Raw genomic sequence first — 26,775 nt, forward strand, 5'->3', positions numbered from 1 at the left:
TTGTGAACGGCAGCACTTCCGGGAAGCCGGTTTGGCGCGCCGATCAAAATGGACGACGGCTTTCCCCCATGACAAAGTGAGAGCGACCCCTCGCGCGATACCGGTTCCCGATGCCTGAAATCAGTTCCAAACCCCGCACCAAGACCAAGCCGCGGACCGAGCGGCCGAAGCTCTACAAGGTCATCCTCATCAATGACGATTTTACGCCGCGCGAATTCGTGGTGACGGTGCTGAAGGGCGAGTTCAAGCTCAGCGAAGACCAGGCTAACCGGGTGATGATCACCGCGCACCGGCTCGGCGTTTGCGTCGTTGCCGTCTTCACCAGGGATGTCGCCGAGACCAAGGCGACACGGGCCATCGACGCGGCCAAGGCCAAGGGGTACCCGCTGCTGTTTACGACGGAGCCGGAGGAGTAGGTTGAGCGTCTTTCTCCCCGTATAGTGACGGGGAGAAGGGATCCTTACCGTCCCTCTCTGTACCACATCGCGCCCATGGCCAGCAGCAGCAGGAAAAGGCCGAGGAAGCCGCCGAACAGGGGTACGCGCGAGACGGCTTTGAGCACGCTGTCGTCGGTGCTGCGCAGGCCGATCCAGTCTGCGCCCGAGGCCGCACCGGAGGCGCGGACCGGGACGATGGAGGGCAGGGCGACGCTGCCGGTGAGCTGGCCAAGGGTGGAGGCCGCCAGCCGGCGCACGCTGCCGCCGGTGGCCTCAGTCGGAGCCTTCAAGCGGTCCTCGGTAGAGACGACGTCGGAGAATTCCGGCGCGTTGACCGGGCCGACATGGGCGAGTGCGGTCAGGTCACCATTGCCGATCTGGTAGAGGCCGATCTCCTTGGTCTCGATGCTGCCCAGGAAAACGCCGGGTTCGGACTTCTCCAGCTTGACGATCAGCGCCTTGCCCGAAGGGGTGATCACCTGCGCCGGGCCGGGATCGTCGCTCATCGTCTGGCGGCGGATTTCCAGCATCATGCCGCGGCCGTCGGCGGTCAGCCGCTCTTCCTCGAGTTCAGGTTCCTTCATCAGCCAGTGGGCGATGCGGCGGTAAAGCTGGACATGCGGCCCGCCACCCTCGAAGCCGCGCGCCCATAGCCAGCCCTGATCGGACAGAAGCATGCCGACGCGGCCTTCGCCCTTATGGTCGAGCAGAAGCAGCGGGCGGTTGTCGGCGCCCTTCATCACTACTTCGCCTTCGGGGTTCTGCACGCCGATGGTGCGGAACCAGCGGCTCCAGCGCGGCGGCTCGGTCGCCGAGCCGTCGAGGCCGCGCGTCACCGGATGGCGCTGGCCGAGATCGGTGAGGCGCGGATAGAAGGCCTTGTCGATGACTTCGCCGGTCGGCATTGCCGGCAGCGACGACATTAGCGGGGTGCGGGCAATCGAGGCGTCGCCGGCATATTCTGGCCCGGCGGCGATCAGCAGCGCGCCGCCCTTTTCGACGTATTCGGAGATGTAGTCGTAATAGAGGATCGGCAGCACGTCGCGGTGCTGGTAGCGGTCGAATATGATGAGATCGAAATCCTTGATCTTCTCGACGAACAACTCGCGGGTCGGGAAGGCGATCAGCGACAGTTCGTTGATCGGCGTGCCGTCCTGCTTTTCCGGCGGCCGCAGAATGGTGAAATGGACGAGATCGACCGAGGCGTCGGATTTCAGCAGATTGCGCCAGGTGCGCTCGCCGGCATGCGGTTCGCCGGAAACCAAAAGCACGCGCAAGTTCTCGCGGATGCCGTCGATCAGCGCGATGGCGCGGTTGTTGGCGTCGGTCAGTTCGCCCGGCTCGCGGTCAATGGAGAGTTCGACGATGTTGCGGCCGGCGCCGGGGATGGTCACCTGCAGCGGCATCGCCTGGCCGATGGTCGCCTCTTCGACCGCGACCTGCTCGCCATTGACCGAGACGCGGACATCGACCGGGCCGGTTTCGCCGTCGGTGGCGATGACGCGGTAGGTCATGTCGAGCGGCTTGCCGACGAGGCCGAAGCGCGGCGCGTTCTCGAAGCGGATGCGGCGGTCCTTCTCGTGCTCGTTGCCGGTGATCAGCGCGTGCAGCGGCGCATTGAAGTCGGGGGCGGCCGGTGCGTCATGCACCTCGCCATCGGTGATCATGATGGCGCCACCGATGCGCGAGGGCGGCACGTCGCGGAAGCCGCCTTCAAGCGCTGCAAAAAGCTTGGTATCGGTGCGCTCGTCGGCGGCTTCCGACTTGCCGGCCTCGACGACGCGGACGTCGAACTGCTTGAAGCGGCCAAGGCGCTGCTGCAAACCGGCAAGCGCTTCGTCGGTCTGTTTGGTCCGGTCGCCGATATCCTGGCTCTGGCTGCGGTCGACGATGACGGCAACGACGCTCTTCAGCGCCTCGCGCTCCTCATCGAGGAAGACCGGATTGAGGAGTGCTGCGCCCAGCGCAATCAGCGCCGCGAAGCGGAAGATCGCGCCGCGCTGGCGAAACCACAAGCCGACAGCCGCCAGCACCAGCAGCGGTGCGAGCACCAAAGCCAGCAAGGGCCAGGACAGCAGCGGTTCGAAGGAAATCGACCAGTTCATCGTTTACCCTCCCCCTTGTGGGGAGGGTCGATCCGCGTAGCGGAGCGGGGTGGGGGTAGGCGACAGAGCGCTGGCGCTGCACCCCCACCCCGGCTCACTGTCTTCACTTCGCTGCGGCAGCGAGCCGACCCTCCCCAAAAGGGGGAGGGTGAGGCTGCGCTGCCGGCGCCAGACAGGATCGAGACGAAATTAGCCAATACCGCCATCCTACTGCCCCAGCCGTTCGAGCAGGATCGGCACGTGCACCTGGTCGGATTTGTAGTTGCCGGTCAGCATGTACATCATGATGTTGACGCCGGCGCGCAGCGCATAGATGCGCTGCATCGGATCCGACGGCACGGTCGGCAAAAGCGGGTCACCATTCTCGTCGACGGCCCAGGCGCCGGCAAAATCATTGGCGGTGATCAGGATCGGCGAGACGCCGTCGCCGACGCGCACCGGCCGATTCTCGGCATTGCTGGCCTCGAGCGAGGCTTCCACCCAGAGCGGGCTGCCGGAGAAACGGCCGGGAAATTCGGGCAGGATGAAGAAGGATTTGGTCAGCACATGGTCGGCGGGCACCGGCTCCAGCGGCGGCACGTTGAGATTGCCGAGAATGTCGCGCAACCGTTCCGTCGCCGGGCTCGCCGAATCCGCACCGATGCCGTTGGCGAACTGGTCGCGCGTGTCGAACAGCACCGTGCCGCCCTGCTGCATATAGGCGTCGATGCGGGCGATCGCGGCTTGGCTCGGCATCGGCGCGGAAGGAGCGATCGGCCAGTAGATCAGCGGATAGAAGGAAAGCTCGTCCTTCGAGATATCGACGCCCGCCGGCGCGCCCGGCTCGAGCGCGGTCTTCTCGATCAGGAAGCGGGTCAGGCCTTCGAGCCCGGCGCGGCTGATCGAATCGTCACCGGGCACACCGGTCAGCACATAGGCGATGCGGGTCTTGGCAATATCCTCGATAGCCGCGGCATCGCCGGGCTTGGCATCGTCGGCGCGGGCGAGGTCGGCATGGCCAAACAGCATGCCGAGGCCAAGCAGCAGCGCAGCCGTCGTTGCCGCAGCCGAGCGGGCGCGGCGCGGCCGGCGCGAGATCAGCCCGCCCATCCAGAACACCGCCAGCGTGTCGAGCAGCATAAGCACAAGTGCCGCTGTGACCAGCGATCCCTTGAGGTCGCGCGATTCATCGAAAGCGTACTGGATATTGGTCACCGGCACTGTGAATTGCGGGCGCACCAGCGGCGCGAAGGCGGTGGCCGGGTCGAGCAGATTGTGGGCGAAAACGCCGGTTTCCGAGCCATAGAGGCCGGGCGGGTTCTCGAACGTCACCGGCAGCGAGCCGGCGCCGGGGACCAGCGGTCGTGCGTCCGGCGTCGGCGGCACCAAAGTGCCGTCGGCGGCTATCATGCGATAAGGCGCCAGCGACGTAGCAGCGGCTTCAGCGTTGGCGACCGCCGCACCCTGGTTGCGCGACAGCTGCACAATGCGCCGCAGCATCTCGACGAAGCTGCCGGAGATCGGCAGCGTCGACCATGTCGCTTCCGGGGTGATGTGGAACAGAACCAGCGTGCCCTTGCCCTTCTTCAACCCGGTCACCAGCGGGGTGCCATCGGCAAGGGTTGCCCAGGTGCGTTCGACGATGTCCGGCGTCGGTTCGGCCAACACCTGCCGGCTCACCGTGACCTCGGCCGGCGGTGCGAGGTCGGCGAACGGGCCGTTCTTCGGGAATTCGGTCACCGCTTGCGGCGTCGTCCATGACAGCGCGCCGCCAAGCGAGCGCTCGCCGGTGCGCAGCCTGACCGGCAACAGATCATCGTCATTGCCGGCGGCGGCCAGCCGCGAACCGGCAAAGCGCACCAGCGTGCCGCCATTGTCGACCCAGTCGACCAGCCGCTGATGGACCTGCGGGGGAATGGTACCGATATCGGCCATGACGATCATCGCCGGCTTCTGGTCGAGAAGCTGCGGGATGGCGTCGGCGAGATCGACGCTCGACGGTTCGACCAGATCGGCGAAAGGCTGCAGCGCGCGCCTGATGTAATAGAGCGGCGACAGGAGCGGCTGCGCCTGGTCGGCCTCGGCCTGCGATAAAAGTCCGACGCGGCGGCGCTTGGAGCTTTCGTCGAGCACGCGCACCGCACCTGCCTGGCGTTCGCCGTCGAGCGCGATCGAGGCGAAGTCGTTGCGCAGTTCGAACGGCACCGCCATCGTGCCGGTGGCGGTAGTCTCACCCGGCGCGAAGGTCAGCGTCGCGTCGGCGATGCGGCGGCCCTTATCGTCGAAGGCGCCGGCGGTGACTTGTGCCGGGGCCGGATCGCCGGGCGCGCGGATGGCGGTCAGGGCGAAGCCGTCGACCTGATTTTCGGCGCCAGTGAGCCCAGTCAGCGCCAGCCGGCCGGAATCGGCCCAGACGACACGGGCGGCGTTTTTCGACAGCAGTGTGTTGAAGGCGGCCTCGTCGCCCTTTGCCGCAAGGCCGTCGGCGAGAACGGCAACGCTGGCGCCGGGCAAGGTTTCCAGCACGCCGGCGACGCGGGCATAGACAGCGGGTCGGTCGGTCGGGATCGGCCTCGGCTTGGCGGCGCGCAGCCGGTCGAGAGCAGCCGCCGCATCGAAGGGGCCGATCTCGGCGTTCGGCTTTTCGGCGGTGAAGGCGATGACGACCGGTACGCCGTTCGAACCGGCATCGGCGATCAGCCGCTGGGCGGTGGCGACGCGCTTGCCCCAGTCGGCGGCACTCGCCCAGTCATTGTCGATGACGAGCGCCAGGGCGGCGCCCTCGGCCGGCAATTTTTCGCGCGGATTGAAAACGGGTTCGGCTAATGCCGCGACGACAAGGGCTGCCATCAACAGCCGCAGCAGCGTCAGCCACCACGGGCTCTGCTGCGGCGTTTCCTCGCGCTTCAGCACGCGAGCGAGGATCTTCAGCGGCGGAAACATTTCGGACTGCGGCTTGGGCGGTGTGAGCCTGAGCAGCCACCAGATCACCGGCAGCGCCAGCAGGCCCCACAACACCATGGGAGCGCCAAAGGAGAGCGGCAGCCAGCTCATGCGCCGGCCCTTCCCACGAATGCGCCATCGGCGGTCATCGCCATGTGGATGCGCACCAGCGCCTCGGAAGCGAGGCGGTCGGTGTGATTGACGGTATAGCTCCAGCCGAGGCGCTTGCACCAGCTGGCCAGCTCCTGGCGGCGGGCGGTGTAGAGCAGGCGATATTCGTCGCCGAGCATTTCGGCGCGGCCGGCGGTCAGCTTGTCGCCGGTCTCGGGATCGGTGAATTCGGTGCGGCCGGCATAGGGAAAGGTCTCCTCCGCCGGATCGGCAACCTCGATCAGATGCGCACGCACGCCATGCCGCGCCAGCACATCGAGCCATTCCATGGTCTCCTCGACCGGGTCGAGGAAATCGCTGACGACGACGATGTCGCAGAAGCGGCGGATGGCGGACAGGTCAGGCTTTGCCGGCGGGTCGGCGGCGTGCATCAATTGCGCCGCGATGCGCTCGGCGCCGTTGCGGGCGGTGAACGGATCGGTCAGGCCGGGCCAGGCGATGCGCTCGCCGCTGCGAGATAGCAATTCGGCCATGGCCAGTGCCAGCACCAGCGCGCGCGATTCCTTGGAAACGCTGGCGCCAGTCGATTTGTAGAGCATGGAGGGCGATGGGTCGGCCCAAAGCCACACCGTGTGGGCTGCTTCCCATTCGCGGTCGCGCACATAGGTGTGGTCGTCCCGGGCCGAACGGCGCCAGTCGATGCGCGAGGAATCGCCTTCGACATAGGGGCGGAACTGCCAGAAATTCTCGCCGATGCCGCGCTTGCGGCGGCCATGCCAGCCGGCAATTACCGTATTGACGATACGGCGTGCCTCGACCAGCAGGTCCGGCACCAGCGAAGCCCGCAACCGTCCCCTGGCGAGCGCGTCGCGCGTCGCTGCCGGTGCCTGGACTTCGCCGATACGCGCCATCAGATTCCTTTGGCCAGTTTCGCTACCACGTCGCGCACGGTCGTGCCCTCGGCGCGGGCGGCAAAGGTCAGCGCCATGCGGTGCTGCAGCACCGGTTCGGCCAGCGCGCGGATGTCGTCCACCGACGGCGCCAGCCGCCCGTCATAAAGCGCGCGCGCACGGGCGCACAGCGTCAGCGCCTGGCTGGCGCGCGGGCCGGGACCCCAGGCGACATGCTTGTCGGTCTCGGCATTGTCCTGGCCGGGACGCGCCGAACGCACCAGTTTGAGGATGGCGTCGACGACGCTTTCGGGCACCGGCATACGGCGGATCAGCGTCTGGATTTCCCTCAGCCGCGCCGGCTGCAGCACGTTTTGCGCCTTGGCGTCCTCGATGCCGGTGGTCTCCAGCAGAATGCGCCGCTCGGCCTCGATTTCGGGATAAAGGATGTCGACCTGCATCAGGAAGCGGTCGAGCTGCGCTTCGGGCAGGGGATAGGTGCCTTCCTGCTCCAGCGGGTTTTGCGTCGCCAGTACATGGAAGGGTGCGGGCAGGTCGTGGCGAATGCCGGCGATGGTGACGTGATATTCCTGCATTGCCTGCAGCAGCGCCGACTGGGTGCGCGGCGAGGCGCGGTTGATCTCGTCGGCCATCAGCAATTGCGCGAAGATCGGGCCGGAGATGAAGCGGAAGGAGCGCTTTCCCGCCTCGTCCTGCTCCATCACTTCGGAGCCGAGAATGTCGGACGGCATCAGGTCGGGCGTGAACTGGATGCGGCGCGAATCGAGGCCGAGCACGACACCGAGCGTTTCGACCAGCTTGGTCTTGGCAAGGCCGGGCACGCCGACCAGCAGCGCATGGCCGCCGGCAAGCAGCGCCACCAGCGTGCGCTCGACCACCACTTCTTGGCCGAAAATGACACGGCCGACGCCGTCGCGCACCCTGGAAATATCGGCCAGCGCCGTCTCGGCCTGGGCGATCATGTCCTTTTCGCTGATTGGGCTTTCCTTGACCATTACGCTCATGCCGCATCGATCCTTGTGCTGGAAGTACCGGCTTGCACTGTAGTGCCTTAGAATGCCGCGATTCGGCTTCGCCTGGCGCCTACGAATGAATTTAAATCACAGACTTAGGCTGACAAGCGGAACAACAGTGACTATTTCGTGACCATGACGGAACGCTCCGAACATCGCGAGCACAGCCTTGCTGCCGCAACCGAGGCGCGCGGTCTCGAAGCGTTGATCTCGCGTGCGGCTCGCGCCGGCAAGGGCGCGGCGCCGGTGGAGCGCTGGAATCCCGACTTTTGCGGCGATCTAGACATGGAGATCAAACAAGACGGAACGTGGTTCTATCTCGGCACGCCGATCGGCCGCATGCCGCTGGTGCAGCTGTTTTCCAGCGTGCTGCGCAAGGACGAGGATGGCAGGACCTATCTGGTGACGCCGGTCGAACGGGTCGGCATCCGCGTCGTGGACGCGCCTTTCATCGCGGTTGAAATGGATGTTTCCGGCGCCGGCGCCGAGCAGACCATCACTTTCCGCACCAATGTCGGCGATGTCGTCGAGGCCGGACCTGGCCATCCGCTGCGCTTCGTCGACGAGAACGAGACCGGCGGGCTAAAACCCTATGTGCTGGTGCGCGGGCGGCTGGAAGCGCTGGTGGCGCGGCCGGTGATGTACGAACTGGTCGAGCATGGCGAGGAGATCGATATCGGCGGCAAGACGATGTTTGCCGTGCGCTCGAAAGGCGAAATCTATCCGATCATGCCGGCGGAAAAACTGAAGCGGCTGAGCGCATGATGGATCAGGTGAGGCCGCCGCCGTTTTCCACAGCGGATTTTCGCGCGCGGGTCGCGGCGCAAGCTGAAGCCCATGCCGGCGACGATTATGGCGATCATCGCTTCAACCCCGGCCATCCACGGTTGACGCAGCTCAAAGCGCTGCGCGACGCCGCGGTGCTGATCCCGGTCGTCGATCATGGACGCGATGCGACCGTGCTTTTGACCAAGCGGGCGGAAAAACTGCGCAGCCATTCCGGGCAGGTGGCTTTTCCTGGCGGCACCATTGATCCCACCGATGCGACCCCGGAAGCAGCGGCCTTGCGCGAGACCTTCGAGGAGATCGGCCTCGGCCATGACCGCATCGAGATCATCGGCCGCATGCCCGATTATGTCGCCGGCAGCGGCTATCGCATCGCGCCGGTGCTGGCGATCGTCGAGCCCGGTTTTACGCTGTCGCTCAATTCCGACGAGGTCGACGCCGCCTTCGAAGTGCCGCTTTCGTTCCTGATGGATCCGGCCAACCACACCAGGGACAGCCGCATGTGGAACGACCTGGAATGGTTCTTCTACGATATGCCCTATGGCGGCCAGCGCATCTGGGGCGTCACCGCCGGCATCATCCGCACGCTCTATGAAAGGCTCTATGCTTGAGTGATCCGATATCGCTGGCGGGCAGAGCCGACTGGCTGGGTGAAAAGCATCTGCAGCGGCTGCTTGCCGTGCTGGCGCAGGGCGGCGAGGAAGCCCGCATCGCGGGCGGCGCGGTGCGCAATGCGCTGATTGGGCAGCCGGTCGCCGATATCGACGTTGCTACCACTTGCCTGCCCGAGGAAACCGTTCGCCGCGCCGAGGCGGCGGGCTTCAAGGCGGTGCCGACCGGCATCGAGCACGGCACGATCACGGTGATTGCCGGCGGCGCGCCCTATGAGGTCACCACGCTGCGCGCCGACATCGAGACCGATGGCCGCCGCGCCAAAGTGTCGTTCGGCCGCGACTGGAAGGCCGACGCCGAACGGCGCGATTTCACCATCAACGCGCTCTATGCGGAGGCTGACGGGACGGTCGTGGACCTGGTCGGCGGCGTCGGCGATATCGAGGCACGAAGGCTGCGCTTCATTGGCGATGCCGAGCAGCGGATCCGCGAAGACTATCTGCGCATCCTGCGTTTCTTCCGCTTTTTCGCCTGGTATGGCGAGGGTCGGCCCGATGCCGAGGGATTGAAGGCCTGCGCCCGGCTCAAGGACGGTCTCGCCCATCTCTCGGCCGAACGCATCTGGTCCGAGCTGAAGAAGTTGTTATCGGCCCCAGATCCGTCGCGCGCCTTGCTGTGGATGCGCCAGGCCGGCGTGCTCACCAGCGCCCTGCCGGAAAGCGAGAAATGGGGCATCGATGCCATTCATGGGCTGACCAAGACAGAGAAGGATCTGGGCTGGGCGCCGGAGCCGCTGCTCAGGCTGGAGGCGATCGTGCCGGCCGATGCGGCGCGGATGAAGACACTGGCCGAGCGGCTGAAACTTTCGACCACTGAGGCGGAGCGCCTGCGCCACTGGGCGCTGACGGCTGCCGTCGAGCCCAAGACAAGCGAAGCGGAACTTGCCAAGAAACTCTATTCCGGCGAGCGCCAGGGTTTTCTCGATCGCCTGCGGCTGTCGCTGGCGTCGGCGCGAGCGCGGGCTCTCGAGGACAATGACGCGCTGGTTCAGGCCGGCGGGTTTTCGCGCCTGCTCGCTTTTGCGCTGAAATGGGAAAAACCGGTGTTCCCAGTCAAGGGCGGCGATCTGACGGCGCTTGGCGCGTCGCCGGGGCCAATACTCGGTGCGATCCTGAAAAACCTGGAAAAGGAATGGATCTGGTCCGGCTTTGCGCTCGATCGCGACGCGCTGCTGGAGCGCGCCGCGGAAGCCTTGAAGGCCAGATAGGACTGCTCAGGCCGCGTCGCGAACTTTCTCGATGCGCGAGCGGATCGCCTCGATCATCGTCTCGCGAATGACCGTTTCGCCATGTGTCTCGCGCATATGGTCGACGGCGCGGCGCATGACCTCGGCTTCCTCACCGGCACGGGTGTGCCACTCACAGCCGGGAACCAGCGAGCCGCAATGGAATTCCTTCATGGGATTTTCTCCTTTTCCTCCTTGGAGCCTGTGCCTCTCATGGGCACACGAAGCTCCGCCATCTCTGTTCCGCGCCCTGTCACAGCAGTCGGTTTCGGGGGCGCGCACGGGGGAGCTAGCATAACACGGTTCCACGAGTTTGGTTGCCGTGGGGGCGAAAAAGGCGGAGCAGCGCTGCTCCGCCCCCTCTTGCCAGGCTAAGCCAAGGCGAGAACGTTCGGTCTTGTCCCGATCACTTCTCGATCTTGACGGACTCGGCAACCTTGTTCTTGCCGCTCATGTCCCAGGAAACGCGGACCTTTTCGCCTGCCTTCAGGCCAGGATCCTTGAAGGTCTTGGGCAGCGTAAAGGTCGATCCATCGTCCAGAACGAGGCTCATGGCCGTGCCATCATAGGTCTTGACCGTGCCCGTGGTGTGCTTGACCGCGGCAAAGGCAATCGAGCCGGAAGCGAGAAGGGCAGCGGCGGCTGCCGAAACAATGAGCTTTCGCATGTAATACTCCTGGAAATGCGGGCATCCGTTTGGAAAATGCTCCGCCTTGTTCAGGGCCGTCCGGTAGCGTCGTGTCGCGGTTCGGGACTGAACCGCCGGCGCTTCCCGGCCCGAAACGACAAATAGTCGTTTTATTTCAATCGCCTATTAGACGAAAAAGATAATGGCGATGCCACATTGGCTGCCCAGATTCGGCGAATGGGACGTCAATGCGGCTCACGTTTCGCTCACCGATTTTTTACGGCCACCTGACCTCCGGCGGCAGGCTGGACAGGATCGAAGCGACATTGCCGCCGGTCTTCAGGCCGAAGATGGTGCCGCGATCGTGAAGAAGGTTGAATTCGACGTAGCGGCCGCGGCGAATGAGCTGCTCGTCGCGGTCGTCGTCGGTCCAGTTCTCGTTGAAATGGGCGCGAACCAGGTGTCCGTAGACGACAAGGAAAGAACGCCCGACATCCTGGACGAAGTTCAAATCGGCATTCCAGCCGCCTTTCTCCTCCCCCGAATGCAGCCAGTCGAAAAAGATGCCGCCGACGCCGCGCGGCTCGTGGCGGTGCGGCAGATAGAAATACTCGTCGCACCAGGCCTTGAATTTGGGGTGGTCGGCGATCGCAGCGTTCTTCTCGCAGGCGAACTGCATGGCTCGATGGAAGGCGACCGTGTCGGGGTGATCTTCCGTGCGGTTGCGGTCGAGCACCGGCGTCAGATCGGCGCCGCCGCCAAACCAGTGGCGCGACGTCACGACCATGCGGGTGTTCATGTGCACGGCCGGCACGTTGGGGTTCCAGGGATGCGCGATCAACGAAATGCCTGATGCCCAGAAGCTCGGGTCTTCCTCGGCGCCGGGCATCTGCTTCCTGAATTCGGGCGAGAATTCGCCATAGACGGTCGAAGTATGGACGCCGACCTTCTCGAAGACGCGGCCGCGCATCATCGACATGGCGCCGCCGCCGCCCTTGCCATGGTCTCGTTCCCACGGCGTCTTTTCGAAGCGGCCGGGCGACCATTCGGCCAGCGGACCGGTCAAGTCCTGCTCGATCTGCTCGAAGGTGGTGCAGATGCGCTCCCGCAGCGTCTCGAACCAGAGCCTGGCCTTCATTTTCTTCTGTTCGATGTCGGCTGGCAGGCCTGCCGGTATTTCTGGTCGTTCCAAAATGCTGTCTCCGGTCGCAGCCGACAAAGGACCTAGTGGAGTGAATTTGAGATTTGCACACAGCGTGGCGCAGGGCACGACGCAAATGTCAAATTCGAAAACTCCACCAGAAACATGAACTTGCTAGTGGTCCTTGTGATTCCAACGTTCGCAACGGCGACTGGGGATTAGGAAGGCGAATGTTGGAATCGGAGCACTAGCCTTTTCCGGGCGCGATCCCTAATCTCTTAGGGGCAAGGGTCAAGTGTCATCTGGTTCGGCCCAGGAGTTCTTTCATGCGCACGCCGGCAAGACCGCCGCTGCATGGCCTGAAGAAAAGGCTCGATCGTTCACGCGCCGAGCGCGAGCGCATGCCGCGTGACGGGTTTTTGCGGGAGACCTTTGTCTTGCCGCGCCCCGATGCGCGGCTCAAAGCCAAGGAATGGTTCGAACGCTTTCCCAAGCAGGCCTACTGGACCGAGATCGAAAGCTGGTTCGAACGGCCAGGCGACGTCATCGAATTCACGATACGGCGGCTGCCTGCGGCGGATTAGAATTCCGCAAGCAGTCGCCTTGCGCCCGGCCCTTGCGCACTCAAGCGATCTTCCCTGTTTCGCAGCGGGCATTTGTCGATCGACATGCAGCCGCAGCCGATGCAGTCGGTCAGGCCGTCGCGCAGCTTCTTTAGCTGAGTGATCTTGCGATCGAGGTCGTCGCGCCAGCCGGTCGACAACAGGTTCCAGTCCTCGCGCGTCGGGGTACGGCCTTCTGGCAGCGATTCAAGTGCGGCGCCGATCTCGGCCAGCGAGATGCCGACCTCCTGGGCGATCCGGATGATCGCCACCCGCCGCAGCACGTCGCGGCCATAGCGCCGCTGGTTGCCCGACGTGCGGTGGCTGCGGATCAGCCCGCGCGCCTCGTAGAAATGCAGCGCCGACACCGCCACGCCGCTGCGCATCGCCACCTGGCCGACCGTCAATTCCTTTACCGGAGCCATCTCGATTTTCCGCTTGACCTCAACTTAAGTTGAGCTTGTAGCCAGGAAACGTCGATAGGGCAATTGAGGAGAAGGCGATGTGCGCCTGGGTGAGAATGATGCAAGACGCAACGGCCGTTGGCGATGACGACAACGCGCTGAAGGGTCTAGCCGAGCTGCCGGATGGCTTCACCGGCGACCATGGCGACCGACAGCGCGACGTTGATGCTGCGCGTGCCCGGCTGCATCGGGATCGTCAGCCGCGCATCCGCCGCCTGATGGACAGGATCCGGCACGCCGGCGGATTCGCGGCCGAACAGCAGGATGTCGCCTTGGGCGAAGCTGAAGCCCGCATAGGGGGTCGCGGCTTTGGTGGTGAGCAGCACCAGCCGGCAGGCTTCGCCCTTGCGCCAATCCTCGAAGGCGTTCCAGTCGACATGGCGGGTCAGGGCAGCCATTTCGAGGTAGTCCATCCCGGCACGCTTGAGCGCTTTGTCGGAGAGCGGAAACCCGGCTGGTTCGATGATGTCGACGCCAAGGCCGAGGCAGGCGGCGAAGCGCAGGATAGTTCCGGTGTTGCCGGCGATGTCAGGCTGGTAGAGGGCGATGCGGAGACGGTGGTTCATTTCCGCGTCTTTCTAATAAGTGGCAGATCGGCCACAGCGGGTGGCTGGTTTTGGAAATTGCTGGACCTGCGGGTGGCCATTTTCTGCGAAGTCGATTATACCGCACGCATTGTCAACCCGAACCGATGGAGGGGTATTTCATGATGACCATGCACATCCAGCGCCCCTCCCGTGGGCTTACCTGCCTTCCGGCGGTTTCGGTACGACGATTTACCTGATTTCTTAGATCTGATCGCACCGATTCCCGCCGAACCCAATTTCGGCTCTCGAAGGAATCCTGCGATGTTTTTCAACCGGTTAAAGGGGCCAAGCGCCCCAGCTGAGCATGTCGCGACCGAGGCCTATCCTCGTGTCCCGACGGATGCAATCCGTGCCTCCGGCCGAATGCCGGCGCACGACATTGCTTCGCCTTTTTATGTCTATTTTCACACGGAGGACGGACCGATGTTCGATCCCTATAAGATACCTGGTTCAAGAAGCCTGCACGAACGCAAGACGGCGACCTGGGCGTTGCTGGTCGGCGAGACCTATTCGTCGGCGGTTCACGCGCAGACGCGCCGGCGTCCGCATCGCGGCATGTTGCCGGATGTCGATTTCTCGCGTGCGGTTCCCGACCACAGCCGGCCGTCGCTGGTGCGCCGGATCATCCGGCTGATCCGGCCGGGCGCGAAAAACCGGGCTGGCGGCGGCGTGCCGTCAGTTCAGTCGAACGCTTCTGTCGGTGAAAAGCCCGCAAGTCCCTATATTGCGCGAAGCAGGACCGATGGCCCGGGTGATTCCGGGCCGTCAGTCCCCGCCGACGTACGGTCTGGGGACGCGGAGCGCCCCGGGGATTTTTCCCGCGCCGCATGAGCGGACAACAGTTTTGTGAGCATCCCTATGTTTAGCTGGTTTGAAAGAAGGCTCGATCCGTTCCCCGCAGCGGAACCGGTCGAGCCGCCGAAGACGCTGGTTGCCTTCTGCGTGCATTATACGCGCGGCGCCTGGCCATACATCATCGTCGATGCGGTGCTGGTGACGGCGATTGCCATCGCGGAAGTGTGGATGTTCGGCTTCATGGGCCACATCGTCGACTGGCTGTCCGGGCAGAACCGCGAAACCTTCCTGCAGACCGAGAGCTGGAAGCTCGCCGGCATGGCCTTCGTCGTGCTGTTCGCGCTGCCGGGTACGGTATGGCTGCATTCTTTGCTCAACCAGCAGACGCTGATGGGCAACTACCCCATGCGCATCCGATGGCAGGTGCATCGTTATCTCTTGAAGCAGTCGATGAGCTTCTACCAGGACGAGTTTGCCGGCCGCATCGCCACCAAGCTGATGCAGACGGCACTCGCCGTGCGGGAATGCGTCATCAAGGTGATCGAGGTGCTCAATTACGTCATCGTCTATTTCCTCGGCATGCTGTTCATCGTCGGCTCGGCCGACTTGCGGCTGGCGGCACCTCTCGGCGTCTGGCTGCTCGGCTATATCGGGTTGTTGCGCTATATCATCCCGAAGCTGGGCAAGGTCGGCGAGGCGCAGGCCAATGCGCGATCGACTATGACCGGCCGCGTCGTCGACAGCTACACCAACATCCAGACGGTCAAGTTGTTTTCCCATGCACGGCGCGAAGCAACGTTCGCGAGAGAAGGCATGGCAGGCTTCCTTGACACGGTCTACCGGTCGATGCGGCTGGTGACGGTGCTTTACGGCCTGCTCTATATCCTCAACGCGCTGCTCCTGTTTTCGGTGACTGCGCTGGCGCTGTGGCTGTGGCTCGGCCAGGCGGTGACGATCGGCGCCGTCGCCGTGGTCATCGGCCTCGTGCTCCGTATGTGGGGCATGTCGCAGTGGATCATGTGGGAAATGTCGAGCCTGTTCGAGAACATCGGCACGGTGCAAGACGGCATCGCCTCGATCTCGCTGCCGCGCCTGGTCGAAGACCGGCCGGGGGCGAAGGACATTGCCGTCACCAAGGGCGAGATCCGCTTCGACGACATTCGTTTCCACTATGGCAAGCAGAAGGGCGTCATCGAGAACCTGTCGCTGACGGTGAAGCCCGGCGAGAAAGTCGGCATTGTCGGGCGCTCGGGTGCGGGCAAGTCGACGCTGGTCAATCTCCTGTTGCGGTTCTACGACCTCGAGAACGGCCGGATCCTGATCGACGGCCAGGAGATCGCTTCGGTGACGCAGGATTCGCTGCGCGCGAAGATCGGCATGGTGACGCAGGACACTTCGCTGCTGCATCGTTCGGTGCGCGACAACATCCTTTACGGGCGGCCCGATGCGACGGAGGAAATGCTTGTCGAGGCAGCCGGGCGGGCCGAGGCGCTGGAGTTTATCGGCAGGCTTTCGGATCACACCGGACGTAAAGGGCTCGATGCTCATGTCGGCGACCGCGGCGTCAAATTGTCCGGCGGCCAGCGGCAACGCATCGCCATTGCTCGCGTTATGTTGAAGGACGCACCGATACTTATCCTTGACGAAGCGACGTCGGCGCTGGATTCCGAAGCCGAGGCCGCCATCCAGGAGAATCTCTACAAGCTCATGCAAGGCAAGACCGTCATCGCCATTGCGCACCGGCTGTCGACCATCGCGGCGATGGACAGGCTCGTCGTCCTCGACAAGGGCCGTGTCATCGAGGAAGGGTCGCACGAGGAACTCGTTGCCAGCGGCGGGCTCTACGCGCAGCTCTGGCAGCGCCAGTCGGGCGGGTTCCTGCTCGACGACGGTCCGGTCGATGCCGCCAATGACGCCGTTGCCAACGACATCGGCGTGAAGGGTGAGGCCGCAGAGTGATGACGTCAGCATGATGACAGCCGTCTATCGCTGGTTCGAGGACTGGGTCTATCCGTTCAGGGAGCCGGCGGACCTTCGGCCACCGCCAAGCGTCGGCGGCTTCCTCTGGCACTATGTCGGCCAGGCGAAGTTCGCCTTCTTCGCCATGCTGGTCATCGGCGGCATCGCGCCGCTGATCGAGGCCGGGCTTTTCTACTTCGTCGGGCGGCTGGTCGATATTCTCGACCAGCTTCCTGGCGAGCGCAGCTGGCACGCGCTGTGGACCGCCGCCGGGCCTGAGCTTGTCTTCATGATCGCAGTGGTGCTGGTCATCCGCACCGTCGTCGTCGGCCTGTCGGCGCTGGTCAACGAACAGACGATCACGCCGGGCTTCTACAATCTGGTGCGCTGGCAGGCACACCGGCATGTGTCGCGGCAGTCCTACACTTTCTTCCAGAACGATTTCGCCGGCCGTATCGCGACAAAAGTCTGGCAGGCGGGGCAGGCGACCGGCGACCTAATGGAGAGCTTCATCGAGGTCATCTGGTTCATGCTCATCTATACGGTGACGACCTTGGCGCTGGTCGCCGGGCTGGATCTGCGCCTGGCCGTGCTGGTGGTGATCTGGATCCTCGCTTTCGCCTGGCTGGCCAAGCTCTATCTGCCCTCGATCCGCAGGCATGCCGAGGCCACGGCCGAAGCGGGCTCGATGATCAATGGGCGCATCATCGATTCCTATTCCAACGTGCAGACGCTGAAGCTGTTCTCGGCCGACGGCGACGACCGCTACATCAAGAACGGCTTCGACATCTATCTCGATGCACTACGGCCCTTCACCCGCCGGCTGACCGGCGTGCGAATGGCGCTGACGACGCTGTCGGGCATCATGATCACCGCGATTGGCTGCTTTGCCGTCTATCTCTGGGTCGAAGGGTCGATCACTGTCGGCGCCGTCGCCTTCACGCTGTCCCTGGTGCTACGGCTCAACATGCTGCTCGGGCGCGTGATGATGCAGCTCAACGGCATTTTGCGAAACCTCGGCGTGCTGGAAAACTCCAAGGCGCTGATCTCGCAGCCGCTTGGCCTTGTCGATGCGCCCGATGCGAAGGAGCTTGTCGTCGCCGGCGGCCGCATCGAGGTGAAGAATGTCGAGTTCCACTACGGCAAGGGGTTTGGCGTGCTGAACGGCATCGATCTCGTCGTCAAGCCTGGCGAGAAGGTCGGGCTGGTCGGGCCGTCCGGTGCGGGCAAGACGACGCTCGCCAACCTCATCCTGCGCCTCTACGACCTCGAGAGTGGGAAAGTCCTGATCGACGGGCAAGACGTCGCCGAGGTGACGCAGAACTCGCTGCGCGCCAATATCGGCGTGGTCAGCCAGGACACGGCGCTGTTCCACCGCTCGCTGCGCGACAACATCAAGCTCGGCATGCCGGACGCGACCGACGCCGAGGTGATCGCGGCGGCGAAGAAGGCGGAGGCGCACGAGTTCATATTGGGCCTGCGCGACAACCGGGACCGTACCGGCTACGAGGCTTTTGTCGGCGAGCGCGGCGTGAAACTGTCGGGCGGCCAGCGCCAGCGCGTCGCGATCGCCCGCGTCTTCCTCAAGGATGCGCCGATCCTGATCCTCGACGAGGCGACCTCGGCGCTCGATTCCGATATCGAGGCGGCGATCCAGGAGAATCTCGCCAGCCTGATGGAGAACAAGACTGTCATCGCCATCGCTCATCGGCTGTCGACCATCGCCGCGCTCGACCGTCTTGTGGTGCTGGACGGAGGCCGCATCGTCGAACAGGGCACGCATGACGAGCTGGTGGCGCTCGACGGGCTCTATGCGCGGCTGTGGAAGCGGCAGTCCGGCGGCTTCCTCTACCACGAGGAAAGCGTGCTGGAAGAAACACGGCCGGCGGAGTAGGGCATGGCAGGGTCGCCTGATGCTGGCTACGTCCTCAAGCGGCTGCGGCCATCCGCGCCGGCCTTCGACGCGCTGAAGGAGGAGAGCCGGCTGGAGGGCTACTGGATGCTGGTGCGTCTGGCGGATGGCTGGGCAGGCGGCCGCAACAAGTTCCTGAAACGAGGCGAGGCGCTGTTTGGCGCATGGCATGGCCGAGAACTCGCTGGTGTGTGCGGGTTGAACATCGATCCTTATTTCGAAGGCCGGGACCACGGCCGGGTCAGGCACCTGTTCGTCAGCGCGCGTCATCGCCGCAGCGGCCTTGGCCGCATGCTGGTCGAGACCGTCATTGACAGGGCACGTCAGCATTTTGCCGTGCTGAACACCCGCGCGCCACAAGAAGCCTTGGCTTCTATGAACGGCTTGGCTTCCAGCCGGTGGTGGGCGAAGAATTCGTCACGCACCGCATGATGCTCTCTCAAGACAGAAAAGGAGGCTGAGATGTCACTGCGTCCGCCATCCCTAGGCGCCTCGGCTGCCGAGGCCGCGTTCGACGCCCTCGGCCATGAGATACTGGCTGAAAAGGCCGCAGCGCTCGGCCGTGCCGGCCAACGGGTCGAGGAAACGCTGGCCAAGCTCCGTCAGAACAACGACGACAAGGAGCAGCGATCGCGGCTGCTCAAGGAGGCTGCCGCAGCGGTGCACGCCTATTTCATCCAGCGTGAACTCTGCGGCCTGCGCCGGCATGCGTCGGTCATCCGCGAATACGATATCCCAAGGGCCGTGCTGGTCAGGCTCGGTGCAAGCTGAAAGCCGCCGGCCGGCAAACGATCATTCCAGCCATTCGGTGATGAAGCTGCCGTTTTCGTGGATGTCGGTCGTTTCGAGCGGGCCTGGGCCAAGATTGGTGAATTTGTGCGGCGTATCGGGAGGGACGATCAGGATCTGGCCGGCCGTGGCCTCGATCTGCTGGTCGCCGATCGTGAACAGGCCGGTGCCTTGCCGGATGATGAAGATTTCACAATAGGGATGCGTGTGCAGGCGTGGGCCGCCGCCAATCTCTTCCTGATAGTTGAAAATCAGGCAGGAGTTGGAGCCGTAGGCGCCGCATTGCAGTTCGCCCTGCCAGCGGCCGGGCGTCCTGGTCCAGGTCTCGCGGTCGATAATATGTGCCATGCCGGCGAGACTAGACCACGGCAACCTGTCCTGTCGAGACAGGCGGGGAGCCTCGGATTTGCTGATATTTCCCTGTTGTTTAGCCGCCTTTGCCGACCTTTGGGCATCTGGCCAACTGACGCGCTGTTCTGTCCCCGCGACAATCTGCCCTTGTGGCTTCAGCCCGCTGGACAAAAACGGGCTTCACGCATAAACCGAAATCCAAATGCCGGAGGAATTCGCTAGCTTGTTCGCCATGCGCTGTCGGGCCGGCGCGATGGAGCGGGGACAAAGCTCGGCCGCCGGCTCGGAAGAGGCGAAAGGATCAGGCACCCGTGAGCGCAACCGACACCCAGGATCCCAACCGTCGTGATTTTCTCTACGTCGCCACCGGCATGGCCGCAGTCGTTGGCGCAGGCGCCGTTGCCTGGCCGTTCATCGACCAGATGCGCCCCGATGCCTCGACGCTGGCGCTCGCCTCGGTCGAGGTTGATGTCGCCTCGCTGACGCCTGGCATGTCGCTGATTGTCAAATGGCGCGGCAAGCCGGTCGTGGTGCGCAATCGCACCGAGCAGGAGATGAAGGACGGCGAAGCCGTGAACCTTGCCGACCTCAAGGATCCTATCGCCCGCAACGCCAATCTGCCCGCCGATGCGCCGGCGACCGACGCCAACCGCACCACGCCCGGCAAGGAAGCCTGGATGGTGATGGTGCAGGTTTGCACGCATCTGGGCTGCATTCCGCTTGGCCAGGAAGGCGATTTCGGCGGCTGGTTCTGCCCGTGCCACGGTTCGGTGTACGATACCGCCGGCCGCATCCGCAAAGGCCCGGCGCCGGAAAATATGGCCGTGCCGGTATTCAAGTTCATTTCCGATACCAAAATCCTCATCGGTTGAGGCAGGGGATAATTCGATGAGCGAGGGACACTCGACCTATACGCCCAAGACCGGTATCGAACGCTGGTTCGACGCCCGCATGCCGCTGCCGCGCATGGTATATGACAGCTTCATCGCCTATCCGGTGCCGCGCAACCTTAACTATGCGTGGACCTTCGGCGGCATCCTCACGATCATGCTGGTGGCGCAGATCCTGACCGGTATCGTGCTCGCCATGCACTATACCGCTGACACCAATCTCGCCTTCAATTCGGTCGAGAAGATCATGCGCGACGTCAATTCGGGCTGGCTGTTGCGCTACATGCATTCCAACGGCGCCTCGTTCTTCTTCGTCGCGGTCTACATCCACATCTTCCGCGGGCTTTATTACGGCTCCTACAAGGCGCCGCGCGAGCTGCTGTGGATCCTCGGCTGCATCATCTACCTGCTGATGATGGCGACCGGTTTCATGGGCTATGTGCTGCCCTGGGGCCAGATGAGCTTCTGGGGCGCCACCGTCATTACCGGCTTCTTCAGCGCCATTCCGCTGGTCGGCAACTGGATCCAGGAACTGCTGCTCGGCGGTTTCGCCGTCGACAACCCGACGCTCAACCGCTTCTTTGCGCTGCACTATTTGCTGCCGTTCATGATCGCCGGCGTCGTCGTGCTGCACGTCTGGGCGCTGCACGTGGTCGGCCAGTCGAACCCGACCGGCATCGAGGTGAAATCGAAGACCGACACCGTTGCCTTTACGCCCTATGCGACCATCAAGGATGCATTCGGCATGATCGTGTTCCTGTTCTTCTTCGCCTATTTCGTCTTCTACCTGCCGAACTTTCTCGGCCATCCGGACAATTACACGATCGCCAACCCGCTGAAGACGCCGGCCCACATCGTGCCGGAATGGTACTTCCTGCCGTTCTACGCGATCCTGCGCGCGATCACCTTCAACATCGGGCCGATCAACTCCAAGCTCGGTGGCGTGCTGTGCATGTTCGGCGCCATCGTCATGCTGTTCCTGGTGCCGTGGCTCGACACCTCCAAGGTGCGCTCGGCGGTCTACCGGCCCTGGTACAAGCTGTTCTTCTGGCTGTTCGTCGCCGACGCTGTCCTGCTTGGCTGGCTTGGCTCGCAGCCGGCGGAAGGCGGCGGTCTGTTGACCCTCCTGATAGGTGAGGTCTCAGGCAACTACGTTGGCTACGCTCAAGCGGCGACACTGTTCTACTTCGCCTTCTTCCTCGTCATCCTGCCGGTGCTTGGCCTGATCGAGACGCCACGCAGACTGCCGAATTCGATCACCGAGGCGGTGCTGGAGAAGAACAAGGGTGCCGGAGGGGGACATCCGGCCGGTGCGACCGCGGCGCCGGAAACCAAAGGCTGAGTGAGAATCTAAGGGGATTTGGCATGAAAAAGATTCTCACCTCGCTCGCCCTGCTAGGCGTGTTTGCCGCTGGCATCGGAGCCGTCGGCAGTGTGGCGATCGCCGCTGAAGAGGCGCACAACGCGGCGGCACCGACGCATTTCCCGATCCACGAGCCGAAGGAGATGGACTGGACTTTTGCCGGTCCGTTCGGCACCTACGACAAGGCGCAGCTGCAGCGTGGCTTGAAGGTCTACAAGGAAGTCTGCTCGGCCTGCCACTCGATGAATTTGGTGGCGTTCCGCACGCTAGAGGACCTCGGCTATTCGGAAGCGCAGATCAAGTCGCTGTCGGCTGAGTACACCATCCATGATGGACCCAACGATGCCGGCGACATGTTCGACCGCCCGGGCAAGCCGTCCGACCATTTCCCGGCGCCGTTCGCCAATGAGGAGGCGGCTGCCGCTTCCAACGGCGGCGCTGCCCCACCGGATATGTCGCTGCTGGCCAAGGCGCGCGGCGTCGAGCGCGGCTTCCCGCGTTTCGTCTTCGACATCTTCACGCAATATGCGCAGGGCGGCCCGGACTACATCCATTCTCTGCTGACAGGCTACGACGAGACGCCACCTGCCGGCATGGTGATCCCCGAAGGCACCCACTACAATCCATACTTCATGTCCGGCGTGTCGCTGAAGATGCCCAAGCCGCTCTCCGACGGCCAGGTCACCTACGATGACGGTTCGCCGCAGACGATCGACCAGTATTCGCGCGACGTCTCGGCGTTCCTGATGTGGGCGGCCGAGCCGCATATGGAAGACCGCAAGAAGACCGGCTTCCGCGTGCTGGTGTTTCTGCTTCTGTTCGGGGCGCTGATGTATCTGACCAAGCGCAAGGTGTGGGAAGGCGTGGCCCACTAAGCCGCGTCTTATTCCTCGGAAATGGAAAGGGCGTCTTCGGACGCCCTTTTTGCTTGCCAAACCGGACATGGTTCGCATCTTGGCGCAGCCAGCCGTCCAGTGAGAAAGTCCGTTGGCACGGCGCCATGCGATTGGTATTGCACGCGCGCCCGGCGGATAGCCGGCTAGAGGGGCATTTGGGATCGATGATGCGGCTACGCGACTGTCACAACTTTTCCGATTTCCGGCGCATGGCCCAGCGGCGGTTGCCGGGGCCAATCTTCAACTACATCGATGGCGCGGCCGACGACGAGGTCACCTATCGCCGCAACACCGAGAGCTTCGAGCGCTGCGACCTCGTTCCCAACGTGCTGCGCGGGGTAAGCGAGATCGACATGTCGGTGACGGTGATGGGCCAGAAGCTGGCCATGCCCGTCTATTGCTCGCCGACCGCCTTGCAGCGGCTGTTCCATCATCAAGGCGAGCGCGCGGTGGCCAAGGCTTCGGCCAAATTCGGCACTATGTTTGGCGTGTCCTCGCTCGGCACCGTCAGTCTTGAGGAAGCGCGCAAGATCAGCAGCAGCCCGCAGGTCTACCAGTTCTATTTCCACCGGGATCGCGGCCTCAACCGGGCGATGATGCAGCGGGCGAAAGCGGTTGGAGTCGAAGTGATGATGCTGACCGTCGACAGCATCACCGGAGGCAACCGCGAGCGCGACAAGCGCACCGGCTTTGCCATCCCCTTCAAGCTCAACCTTGCCGGCATGCTGCAGTTCGCGCTGAAGCCGGGCTGGGCGATCAACTATTTCACCCATGAGGGTTTCAAGCTGCCGCAACTCGACGAGCATGTCGACATGGGCGGCGGCACGATGTCGATCAGCCGCTACTTCACGGAGATGCTCGATCCGTCGATGACATGGGACGATGTTGCCGAGATGGTCAGACTGTGGGGAGGTCCGTTCTGTCTCAAGGGCGTCATGTCGGTGGAGGATGCCAAGCGCGCCGTCGAGATCGGCTGCAGCGGCATTGTGCTGTCCAACCATGGTGGCCGGCAGCTGGACGGCTCGCGGGCGGCGTTCGACCAGCTGGCCGAGATCGTCGATGCCGTCGGCGACAGAATAGACATCATCATGGATGGCGGCGTGCAGCGCGGCACCCATGTGCTGAAGGCGCTGTCGCTCGGCGCCAAGGCTGTTGGCGTCGGCCGCTATTATCTGTTCCCGCTAGCGGCGGCCGGACAGCCGGGCGTCGAGCGGGCGCTGGAGCAGATGCGGATCGAGATCGAGCGCGGCATGAAGCTGATGGGCTGCAGTTCGATCGAACAATTGTCGCGCAACAACCTCCGTTTCAGGTAATCTCGACCCATGAAATCCTCGCTCGAAGACACGCTGCTCGCCGCGATCCGCACCATTCCGGACTACCCCAAGCCCGGCATCCTGTTTCGCGACATCACCACTTTGCTCGGCAATGCGCGCGCCTTCCGCCGCGCCATCGACGAGCTTGTGCATCCCTATGCCGGCCAGAAGATCGACAAGATCGCCGGCATCGAGGCACGCGGCTTCATCCTCGGCGGTGCGGTCGCGCACCAGCTTTCGGCCGGTTTCGTGCCGATCCGCAAGAAGGGCAAGCTGCCTTACGAGACGGTACGCGTCGCCTACAGCCTGGAATACGGGCTGGACGAGATGGAGATGCACAAGGACGGCGTTGCGCCGGGCGAGAAGGTGATCCTGGTGGACGACCTGATCGCGACCGGCGGCACGGCGGAGGCGGCGGTCAAGCTGCTGAGGCAGATCGGCGCCGATATTCTTGCCGCGTGCTTCGTCATCGACCTGCCGGATCTCGGCGGACGGGCGAAGCTCGAAGCGCTGGGCGTGCCGGTGCGGACGTTGATCGGGTTTGAGGGGCATTAGGGAGTAGGGAGTAGGGAGTAGGGAGTAGGGAGTAGGGAGTAGGGAGTAGGGAGTAGGGAGGGAAGCTCCGCATTCCGTGCAAGGCGCAGCACCCACTGCTGCCTAATCCCTACTGCCTAAACCCTAGCCCTACCCAGCCTTCACCAGCACGGCGCTGTCGAACTCCAGCACCTTGTCGCCTGCCGAATCGGAACCTTCCGAGCGCAGCGCCAGCAGGCGCCAGCCGGGGCGGGTGGCAAGCGGGCGGTGGGACAGGGCCGTGCGCATGAAGGTGACGGTTTCGCCGGCATAGACCGGCTTTGGCCATTTCAGGTTCCTGAAGCCGGGGGAGGGGCCGAATTCTGGTACCGGGCCGGGTCCGGTCCATTGAGAAGCGTCCATAGGATTTTTGAGATTGAGCTTCATCCAGGTGGCCGCGGTGTGCCAGCCTGAGGCGCAGAGGCGGCCGAACACGCTTTTCTTCGCCGCCTCCTCGTCGACATGAAAGACCTGTGGATCGTATTTGCAGGCGAACGCCTTGATCGCCTCGGCTTCGAATGTGTGCGAACCGAGGTTGATTGTATCGCCGATGCGGAAGAACGCGTCGAGGCTCATGCGCCGGCCTCGCGGGTCAAGAACATGACAGTGTTCTCAAGTTCGAAGACGCTTTCACCGCGCTGGTTGAACAGTTCGCTGCGCAAGGTGACGAGGCCGAGCTGAGGCCTGGATTTCGACAGGCGCCTGGCAAGCACGCTGGTGCTGCCGGCCAGTGTGTCGCCGGCCAGCACCGGCTTCTTCCATTTGACCTGGTCGATGCCGGGCGCGCCTTGCGCGGTCGAGTCGAGCAGGAAGGCGTCGCACAGCATGCGCATGAAGATCGCGCAGGTGTGCCAGCCGGAGGCGGCCAAGCCGCCAAGGATGCTGGCCTTGCCGGCGGCTTCGTCGAGATGCATCGGCTGCGGGTCGAATTCGGTGGCGAATTCGATGATTTCGGCCGCACTCACCTGCTTGGCGCCGAGGTCGATCGATGCGCCCTCGGTGAAATCCTCGTAGGCCCAGCTTTTTGCGGTCATGATCCCAATCCGGTTGTACGATCACCGGGCATCCGGATGCCGTCCGGGCGGCGTTTGGTCAAGCGAATTCTATTGGGCCTACAACCAGCCGCGGCGGCGGAAATACCAGAACGGCAGGATCGCCGACAGGATCATCAGGGCGATGGCGAAGGGATAGCCGAGCTCCCATTTCAGCTCCGGGATGACGTCGAAATTCATGCCGTAGATCGAAGCCACCAGCGTCGGCGGCAGGAAGATGACGGCGGCGACCGAGAAGATCTTGATGATGGCGTTCTGCTCGATCGAGATCATGCCCAGCGTGGCGTCGAGCAGGAACGAGATCTTCTGCGACAGGAAGGTGGCGTGGTCGGCGAGCGACAGCACGTCGCGCGACACGGTCTTGATGCGGGCGCGGATGTCCTTGCTCATCTTGATCTGGGTCGCGACATGGGCGAGGAAGCCAGTGAGGCGCTGCAGCGAGATCAGGCTGTCGCGGATCGAGGAGGCGATGTCCTCCTTGCGGCCGATGGCCTTGAGCAGTTCCTGGAAATCGCGGTTGCGCTTGTTCACCTTGGTCGAGCGCGCTTCGAAGATATCGCGCGAGATCGTCTCGATGTCGCGGCCGGCGCGTTCGAGAATGTCGGCCAGCCGGTCGACGATCGCCTCCAGCAGGCCGATCAGGATGGTGTTGCCGGTGGTGCAGCCGGTCGCCACCTTCTCGGCGCGCAGCGGAAAGGTCTTGAACGCCTTCGGCTCATGATAGCGGATGGTGACCAGTCTCGGGCCGGCAAGCACAAAGGTAACCGGCGACATCAAGGGATCATCGATTTCGGTCTGCGCCGGCAGGGTGGCGGTCATGAAATAGGCGCCGTCCTCGATGTAGAGGCGGCTCGAAATCTCGATCTCCTCCATCTCCTCGCGCGTCGGGATGGCAACGCCGAGCCAGGTCTCGATCGTTGCTTCCTCTTCCTTGGTCGGGTTGAGAAGGTCGGCCCAGACGACCTGATCGCCATTGGCCACGAGATCGTCGGCGAGGCGCAGGCGATCATTGTCGACGACGAAGGCCTTGATCATCGTCGGTCTCCCTTGGCGGATTAAAGGGTGCGTTCAGATTGACGCGTCGTGTCGGATTGCACGGCTCTTCGCCGCGTGAGCCGACCGTGCGCCCGCCGCTTAGACTTGTGAGGTGACAAAATCAAGACAGGCGACCGAATGGCAGGACGGGCTCCGGCCGCTTGAAAACCCTTGTCGAGGGGCTGATACCGTTGCCGCTGTTGGACGTGGTCTATCTCCCCCAAGCTCGTCGTGGTACAGCCG

General features: G+C 63.7%; 28 protein-coding genes. 15 read left to right on the forward strand and 13 right to left on the reverse strand.

Going from position 1 to position 26,775, the window contains the following annotated elements; translation table 11 throughout:
- The first annotated feature begins 110 nt into the window (after positions 1 to 110).
- Positions 111 to 416, forward strand: coding sequence for an ATP-dependent Clp protease adapter ClpS (gene clpS / locus NKJ76_RS01540; protein WP_023728267.1), 306 nt, complete (start codon positions 111 to 113; stop codon positions 414 to 416).
- 44 nt (positions 417 to 460) lie between these two features.
- On the opposite strand, the gene NKJ76_RS01545 is transcribed toward clpS, so the two are convergent.
- The 4 genes from NKJ76_RS01545 to NKJ76_RS01560 form a co-directional block, all read right to left on the reverse strand.
- Entirely contained in the window at positions 461 to 2,542 is a 2,082-nt protein-coding gene (locus NKJ76_RS01545) for a hypothetical protein (protein WP_352536622.1), read from the reverse strand.
- Between the two features lie 207 nt (positions 2,543 to 2,749).
- Entirely contained in the window at positions 2,750 to 5,575 is a 2,826-nt protein-coding gene (locus NKJ76_RS01550; protein WP_352534315.1) for a DUF4159 domain-containing protein, read from the reverse strand.
- The gene (locus NKJ76_RS01555) at positions 5,572 to 6,486 is read right to left on the reverse strand and encodes a DUF58 domain-containing protein (protein ID WP_023701554.1); all 915 of its coding nucleotides are present in this window, start codon (positions 6,484 to 6,486) and stop codon (positions 5,572 to 5,574) included. Before NKJ76_RS01555 ends, NKJ76_RS01550 begins: the two co-directional genes overlap by 4 nt.
- On the reverse strand, positions 6,486 to 7,490 hold the full coding sequence (locus NKJ76_RS01560; protein ID WP_352536623.1) for an AAA family ATPase: 1,005 nt from the start codon (positions 7,488 to 7,490) through the stop codon (positions 6,486 to 6,488). Before NKJ76_RS01560 ends, NKJ76_RS01555 begins: the two co-directional genes overlap by 1 nt.
- 144 nt (positions 7,491 to 7,634) lie before the next feature.
- Between NKJ76_RS01560 and NKJ76_RS01565 the strand changes: the two genes are divergently transcribed.
- Genes NKJ76_RS01565 through NKJ76_RS01575 form a run of 3 tightly spaced genes read left to right on the forward strand, consistent with a single transcriptional unit; the run spans position 7,635 to position 10,164 of the window.
- A complete protein-coding gene (locus NKJ76_RS01565; protein WP_023670010.1) occupies positions 7,635 to 8,264 on the forward strand; it encodes a DUF1285 domain-containing protein in 630 nt (209 codons plus the stop codon).
- Complete coding sequence (locus NKJ76_RS01570) at positions 8,264 to 8,896, forward strand: CoA pyrophosphatase (protein ID WP_023683684.1); 633 nt, start codon at positions 8,264 to 8,266, stop codon at positions 8,894 to 8,896. The genes NKJ76_RS01565 and NKJ76_RS01570 overlap by 1 nt, the downstream gene beginning before the upstream one ends.
- The gene (locus NKJ76_RS01575) at positions 8,893 to 10,164 is read left to right on the forward strand and encodes a CCA tRNA nucleotidyltransferase (protein WP_352536624.1); all 1,272 of its coding nucleotides are present in this window, start codon (positions 8,893 to 8,895) and stop codon (positions 10,162 to 10,164) included. Before NKJ76_RS01570 ends, NKJ76_RS01575 begins: the two co-directional genes overlap by 4 nt.
- Before the next feature lie 6 nt (positions 10,165 to 10,170).
- Here the strand turns inward: NKJ76_RS01575 and NKJ76_RS01580 are convergent, their stop codons facing one another.
- The 3 genes from NKJ76_RS01580 to hemF form a co-directional block, all read right to left on the reverse strand.
- Positions 10,171 to 10,356, reverse strand: coding sequence for a DUF1059 domain-containing protein (locus NKJ76_RS01580; RefSeq protein WP_023670013.1), 186 nt, complete (start codon positions 10,354 to 10,356; stop codon positions 10,171 to 10,173).
- Positions 10,357 to 10,588: 232 nt separating this feature from the next.
- Positions 10,589 to 10,849 carry a DUF1344 domain-containing protein gene (locus tag NKJ76_RS01585; RefSeq protein WP_023686144.1) on the reverse strand — a complete coding sequence of 87 codons (261 nt, stop codon included), beginning with the start codon at positions 10,847 to 10,849 and terminating at the stop codon, positions 10,589 to 10,591.
- Positions 10,850 to 11,087: 238 nt separating this feature from the next.
- Positions 11,088 to 12,002: an oxygen-dependent coproporphyrinogen oxidase gene (gene hemF / locus NKJ76_RS01590; protein ID WP_023670015.1), complete on the reverse strand. Its 915-nt coding sequence runs from the start codon at positions 12,000 to 12,002 to the stop codon at positions 11,088 to 11,090.
- Positions 12,003 to 12,277: 275 nt separating this feature from the next.
- Here hemF and NKJ76_RS01595 point away from each other — a divergent pair, with 275 nt between their 5' ends.
- A complete protein-coding gene (locus tag NKJ76_RS01595) occupies positions 12,278 to 12,535 on the forward strand; it encodes a hypothetical protein (protein ID WP_023683688.1) in 258 nt (85 codons plus the stop codon).
- Here NKJ76_RS01595 and soxR read toward each other — a convergent pair.
- A complete protein-coding gene (gene soxR / locus NKJ76_RS01600) occupies positions 12,532 to 12,978 on the reverse strand; it encodes a redox-sensitive transcriptional activator SoxR (protein ID WP_352536625.1) in 447 nt (148 codons plus the stop codon). The genes NKJ76_RS01595 and soxR overlap by 4 nt on opposite strands.
- Positions 12,979 to 13,124: 146 nt before the next feature.
- Complete coding sequence (locus NKJ76_RS01605; protein WP_023814986.1) at positions 13,125 to 13,583, reverse strand: tRNA (cytidine(34)-2'-O)-methyltransferase; 459 nt, start codon at positions 13,581 to 13,583, stop codon at positions 13,125 to 13,127.
- Positions 13,584 to 13,754: 171 nt separating this feature from the next.
- On the opposite strand from NKJ76_RS01605, the gene NKJ76_RS01610 reads away from it, so the two are divergent.
- The 5 genes from NKJ76_RS01610 to NKJ76_RS01630 are packed head-to-tail and all read left to right on the forward strand — an operon-like array spanning position 13,755 to position 19,041.
- Entirely contained in the window at positions 13,755 to 14,435 is a 681-nt protein-coding gene (locus NKJ76_RS01610; RefSeq protein WP_352536626.1) for a hypothetical protein, read from the forward strand.
- 27 nt (positions 14,436 to 14,462) lie between these two features.
- Positions 14,463 to 16,358, forward strand: coding sequence for an ABC transporter ATP-binding protein (locus NKJ76_RS01615; protein ID WP_352536627.1), 1,896 nt, complete (start codon positions 14,463 to 14,465; stop codon positions 16,356 to 16,358).
- A gap of 10 nt (positions 16,359 to 16,368) precedes the next feature.
- Positions 16,369 to 18,252, forward strand: coding sequence for an ABC transporter ATP-binding protein (locus NKJ76_RS01620; protein ID WP_352536628.1), 1,884 nt, complete (start codon positions 16,369 to 16,371; stop codon positions 18,250 to 18,252).
- A gap of 3 nt (positions 18,253 to 18,255) precedes the next feature.
- Positions 18,256 to 18,702, forward strand: a complete 447-nt coding sequence (locus NKJ76_RS01625; protein WP_352536629.1) for a GNAT family N-acetyltransferase — start codon at positions 18,256 to 18,258, stop codon at positions 18,700 to 18,702.
- Between the two features lie 30 nt (positions 18,703 to 18,732).
- Complete coding sequence (locus NKJ76_RS01630) at positions 18,733 to 19,041, forward strand: DUF6665 family protein (RefSeq protein WP_352536630.1); 309 nt, start codon at positions 18,733 to 18,735, stop codon at positions 19,039 to 19,041.
- 21 nt (positions 19,042 to 19,062) lie between these two features.
- On the opposite strand, the gene NKJ76_RS01635 is transcribed toward NKJ76_RS01630, so the two are convergent.
- Positions 19,063 to 19,407 (reverse strand): cupin domain-containing protein, encoded by a 345-nt coding sequence (locus NKJ76_RS01635; protein ID WP_023724965.1) that lies wholly within the window; start codon positions 19,405 to 19,407, stop codon positions 19,063 to 19,065.
- Positions 19,408 to 19,721: 314 nt separating this feature from the next.
- Between NKJ76_RS01635 and petA the strand changes: the two genes are divergently transcribed.
- From petA to NKJ76_RS01660, 5 genes are all read left to right on the forward strand, one after another.
- Positions 19,722 to 20,282 carry a ubiquinol-cytochrome c reductase iron-sulfur subunit gene (petA, locus tag NKJ76_RS01640; RefSeq protein ID WP_023670027.1) on the forward strand — a complete coding sequence of 187 codons (561 nt, stop codon included), beginning with the start codon at positions 19,722 to 19,724 and terminating at the stop codon, positions 20,280 to 20,282.
- A gap of 16 nt (positions 20,283 to 20,298) precedes the next feature.
- Positions 20,299 to 21,642: a cytochrome b gene (locus NKJ76_RS01645; RefSeq protein WP_023670028.1), complete on the forward strand. Its 1,344-nt coding sequence runs from the start codon at positions 20,299 to 20,301 to the stop codon at positions 21,640 to 21,642.
- A gap of 23 nt (positions 21,643 to 21,665) precedes the next feature.
- Entirely contained in the window at positions 21,666 to 22,538 is an 873-nt protein-coding gene (locus NKJ76_RS01650; RefSeq protein ID WP_023670029.1) for a cytochrome c1, read from the forward strand.
- Positions 22,539 to 22,726: 188 nt separating this feature from the next.
- Complete coding sequence (locus NKJ76_RS01655) at positions 22,727 to 23,872, forward strand: alpha-hydroxy acid oxidase (protein ID WP_352536631.1); 1,146 nt, start codon at positions 22,727 to 22,729, stop codon at positions 23,870 to 23,872.
- A 9-nt stretch (positions 23,873 to 23,881) separates the two neighbouring features.
- Positions 23,882 to 24,427, forward strand: a complete 546-nt coding sequence (locus tag NKJ76_RS01660) for an adenine phosphoribosyltransferase (RefSeq protein WP_013529989.1) — start codon at positions 23,882 to 23,884, stop codon at positions 24,425 to 24,427.
- A gap of 129 nt (positions 24,428 to 24,556) precedes the next feature.
- Here NKJ76_RS01660 and NKJ76_RS01665 read toward each other — a convergent pair whose 3' ends face one another.
- From NKJ76_RS01665 to corA, 3 genes are all read right to left on the reverse strand, one after another.
- Positions 24,557 to 25,021, reverse strand: a complete 465-nt coding sequence (locus NKJ76_RS01665) for a MaoC family dehydratase (RefSeq protein ID WP_023733357.1) — start codon at positions 25,019 to 25,021, stop codon at positions 24,557 to 24,559.
- Positions 25,018 to 25,479 (reverse strand): MaoC family dehydratase, encoded by a 462-nt coding sequence (locus NKJ76_RS01670; protein WP_023670033.1) that lies wholly within the window; start codon positions 25,477 to 25,479, stop codon positions 25,018 to 25,020. Before NKJ76_RS01670 ends, NKJ76_RS01665 begins: the two co-directional genes overlap by 4 nt.
- Before the next feature lie 78 nt (positions 25,480 to 25,557).
- Positions 25,558 to 26,532, reverse strand: a complete 975-nt coding sequence (gene corA, locus NKJ76_RS01675; protein WP_352536632.1) for a magnesium/cobalt transporter CorA — start codon at positions 26,530 to 26,532, stop codon at positions 25,558 to 25,560.
- Between the last annotated feature and the right edge of the window lie 243 nt (positions 26,533 to 26,775).

Source organism: Mesorhizobium sp. M0029 (assembly GCF_040323735.1).
Classification (GTDB): domain Bacteria; phylum Pseudomonadota; class Alphaproteobacteria; order Rhizobiales; family Rhizobiaceae; genus Mesorhizobium.

Bases quoted from the DNA above. Each gene is read 5' to 3' on its own strand.
- NKJ76_RS01660 (WP_013529989.1), top strand. From the start codon at position 23,882: ATGAAATCCTCGCTCGAAGACACGCTGCTCGCCGCGATCCGCACCATT.
- NKJ76_RS01650 (WP_023670029.1), top strand. From the start codon at position 21,666: ATGAAAAAGATTCTCACCTCGCTCGCCCTGCTAGGCGTGTTTGCCGCT.
- NKJ76_RS01605 (WP_023814986.1), bottom strand. From the start codon at position 13,583: ATGAACCACCGTCTCCGCATCGCCCTCTACCAGCCTGACATCGCCGGC.
- NKJ76_RS01625 (WP_352536629.1), top strand. From the start codon at position 18,256: ATGGCAGGGTCGCCTGATGCTGGCTACGTCCTCAAGCGGCTGCGGCCA.
- NKJ76_RS01620 (WP_352536628.1), top strand. From the start codon at position 16,369: ATGATGACAGCCGTCTATCGCTGGTTCGAGGACTGGGTCTATCCGTTC.
- NKJ76_RS01635 (WP_023724965.1), bottom strand. From the start codon at position 19,407: ATGGCACATATTATCGACCGCGAGACCTGGACCAGGACGCCCGGCCGC.
- NKJ76_RS01550 (WP_352534315.1), bottom strand. From the start codon at position 5,575: ATGAGCTGGCTGCCGCTCTCCTTTGGCGCTCCCATGGTGTTGTGGGGC.
- NKJ76_RS01545 (WP_352536622.1), bottom strand. From the start codon at position 2,542: ATGAACTGGTCGATTTCCTTCGAACCGCTGCTGTCCTGGCCCTTGCTG.
- NKJ76_RS01570 (WP_023683684.1), top strand. From the start codon at position 8,264: ATGGATCAGGTGAGGCCGCCGCCGTTTTCCACAGCGGATTTTCGCGCG.
- NKJ76_RS01670 (WP_023670033.1), bottom strand. From the start codon at position 25,479: ATGACCGCAAAAAGCTGGGCCTACGAGGATTTCACCGAGGGCGCATCG.
- NKJ76_RS01580 (WP_023670013.1), bottom strand. From the start codon at position 10,356: ATGAAGGAATTCCATTGCGGCTCGCTGGTTCCCGGCTGTGAGTGGCAC.
- NKJ76_RS01585 (WP_023686144.1), bottom strand. From the start codon at position 10,849: ATGCGAAAGCTCATTGTTTCGGCAGCCGCCGCTGCCCTTCTCGCTTCC.
- soxR (WP_352536625.1), bottom strand. From the start codon at position 12,978: ATGGCTCCGGTAAAGGAATTGACGGTCGGCCAGGTGGCGATGCGCAGC.
- NKJ76_RS01655 (WP_352536631.1), top strand. From the start codon at position 22,727: ATGCGGCTACGCGACTGTCACAACTTTTCCGATTTCCGGCGCATGGCC.
- NKJ76_RS01645 (WP_023670028.1), top strand. From the start codon at position 20,299: ATGAGCGAGGGACACTCGACCTATACGCCCAAGACCGGTATCGAACGC.
- clpS (WP_023728267.1), top strand. From the start codon at position 111: ATGCCTGAAATCAGTTCCAAACCCCGCACCAAGACCAAGCCGCGGACC.
- NKJ76_RS01595 (WP_023683688.1), top strand. From the start codon at position 12,278: ATGCGCACGCCGGCAAGACCGCCGCTGCATGGCCTGAAGAAAAGGCTC.
- NKJ76_RS01630 (WP_352536630.1), top strand. From the start codon at position 18,733: ATGTCACTGCGTCCGCCATCCCTAGGCGCCTCGGCTGCCGAGGCCGCG.
- corA (WP_352536632.1), bottom strand. From the start codon at position 26,532: ATGATCAAGGCCTTCGTCGTCGACAATGATCGCCTGCGCCTCGCCGAC.
- NKJ76_RS01615 (WP_352536627.1), top strand. From the start codon at position 14,463: ATGTTTAGCTGGTTTGAAAGAAGGCTCGATCCGTTCCCCGCAGCGGAA.
- NKJ76_RS01565 (WP_023670010.1), top strand. From the start codon at position 7,635: ATGACGGAACGCTCCGAACATCGCGAGCACAGCCTTGCTGCCGCAACC.
- NKJ76_RS01555 (WP_023701554.1), bottom strand. From the start codon at position 6,486: ATGGCGCGTATCGGCGAAGTCCAGGCACCGGCAGCGACGCGCGACGCG.
- NKJ76_RS01665 (WP_023733357.1), bottom strand. From the start codon at position 25,021: ATGAGCCTCGACGCGTTCTTCCGCATCGGCGATACAATCAACCTCGGT.
- NKJ76_RS01560 (WP_352536623.1), bottom strand. From the start codon at position 7,490: ATGAGCGTAATGGTCAAGGAAAGCCCAATCAGCGAAAAGGACATGATC.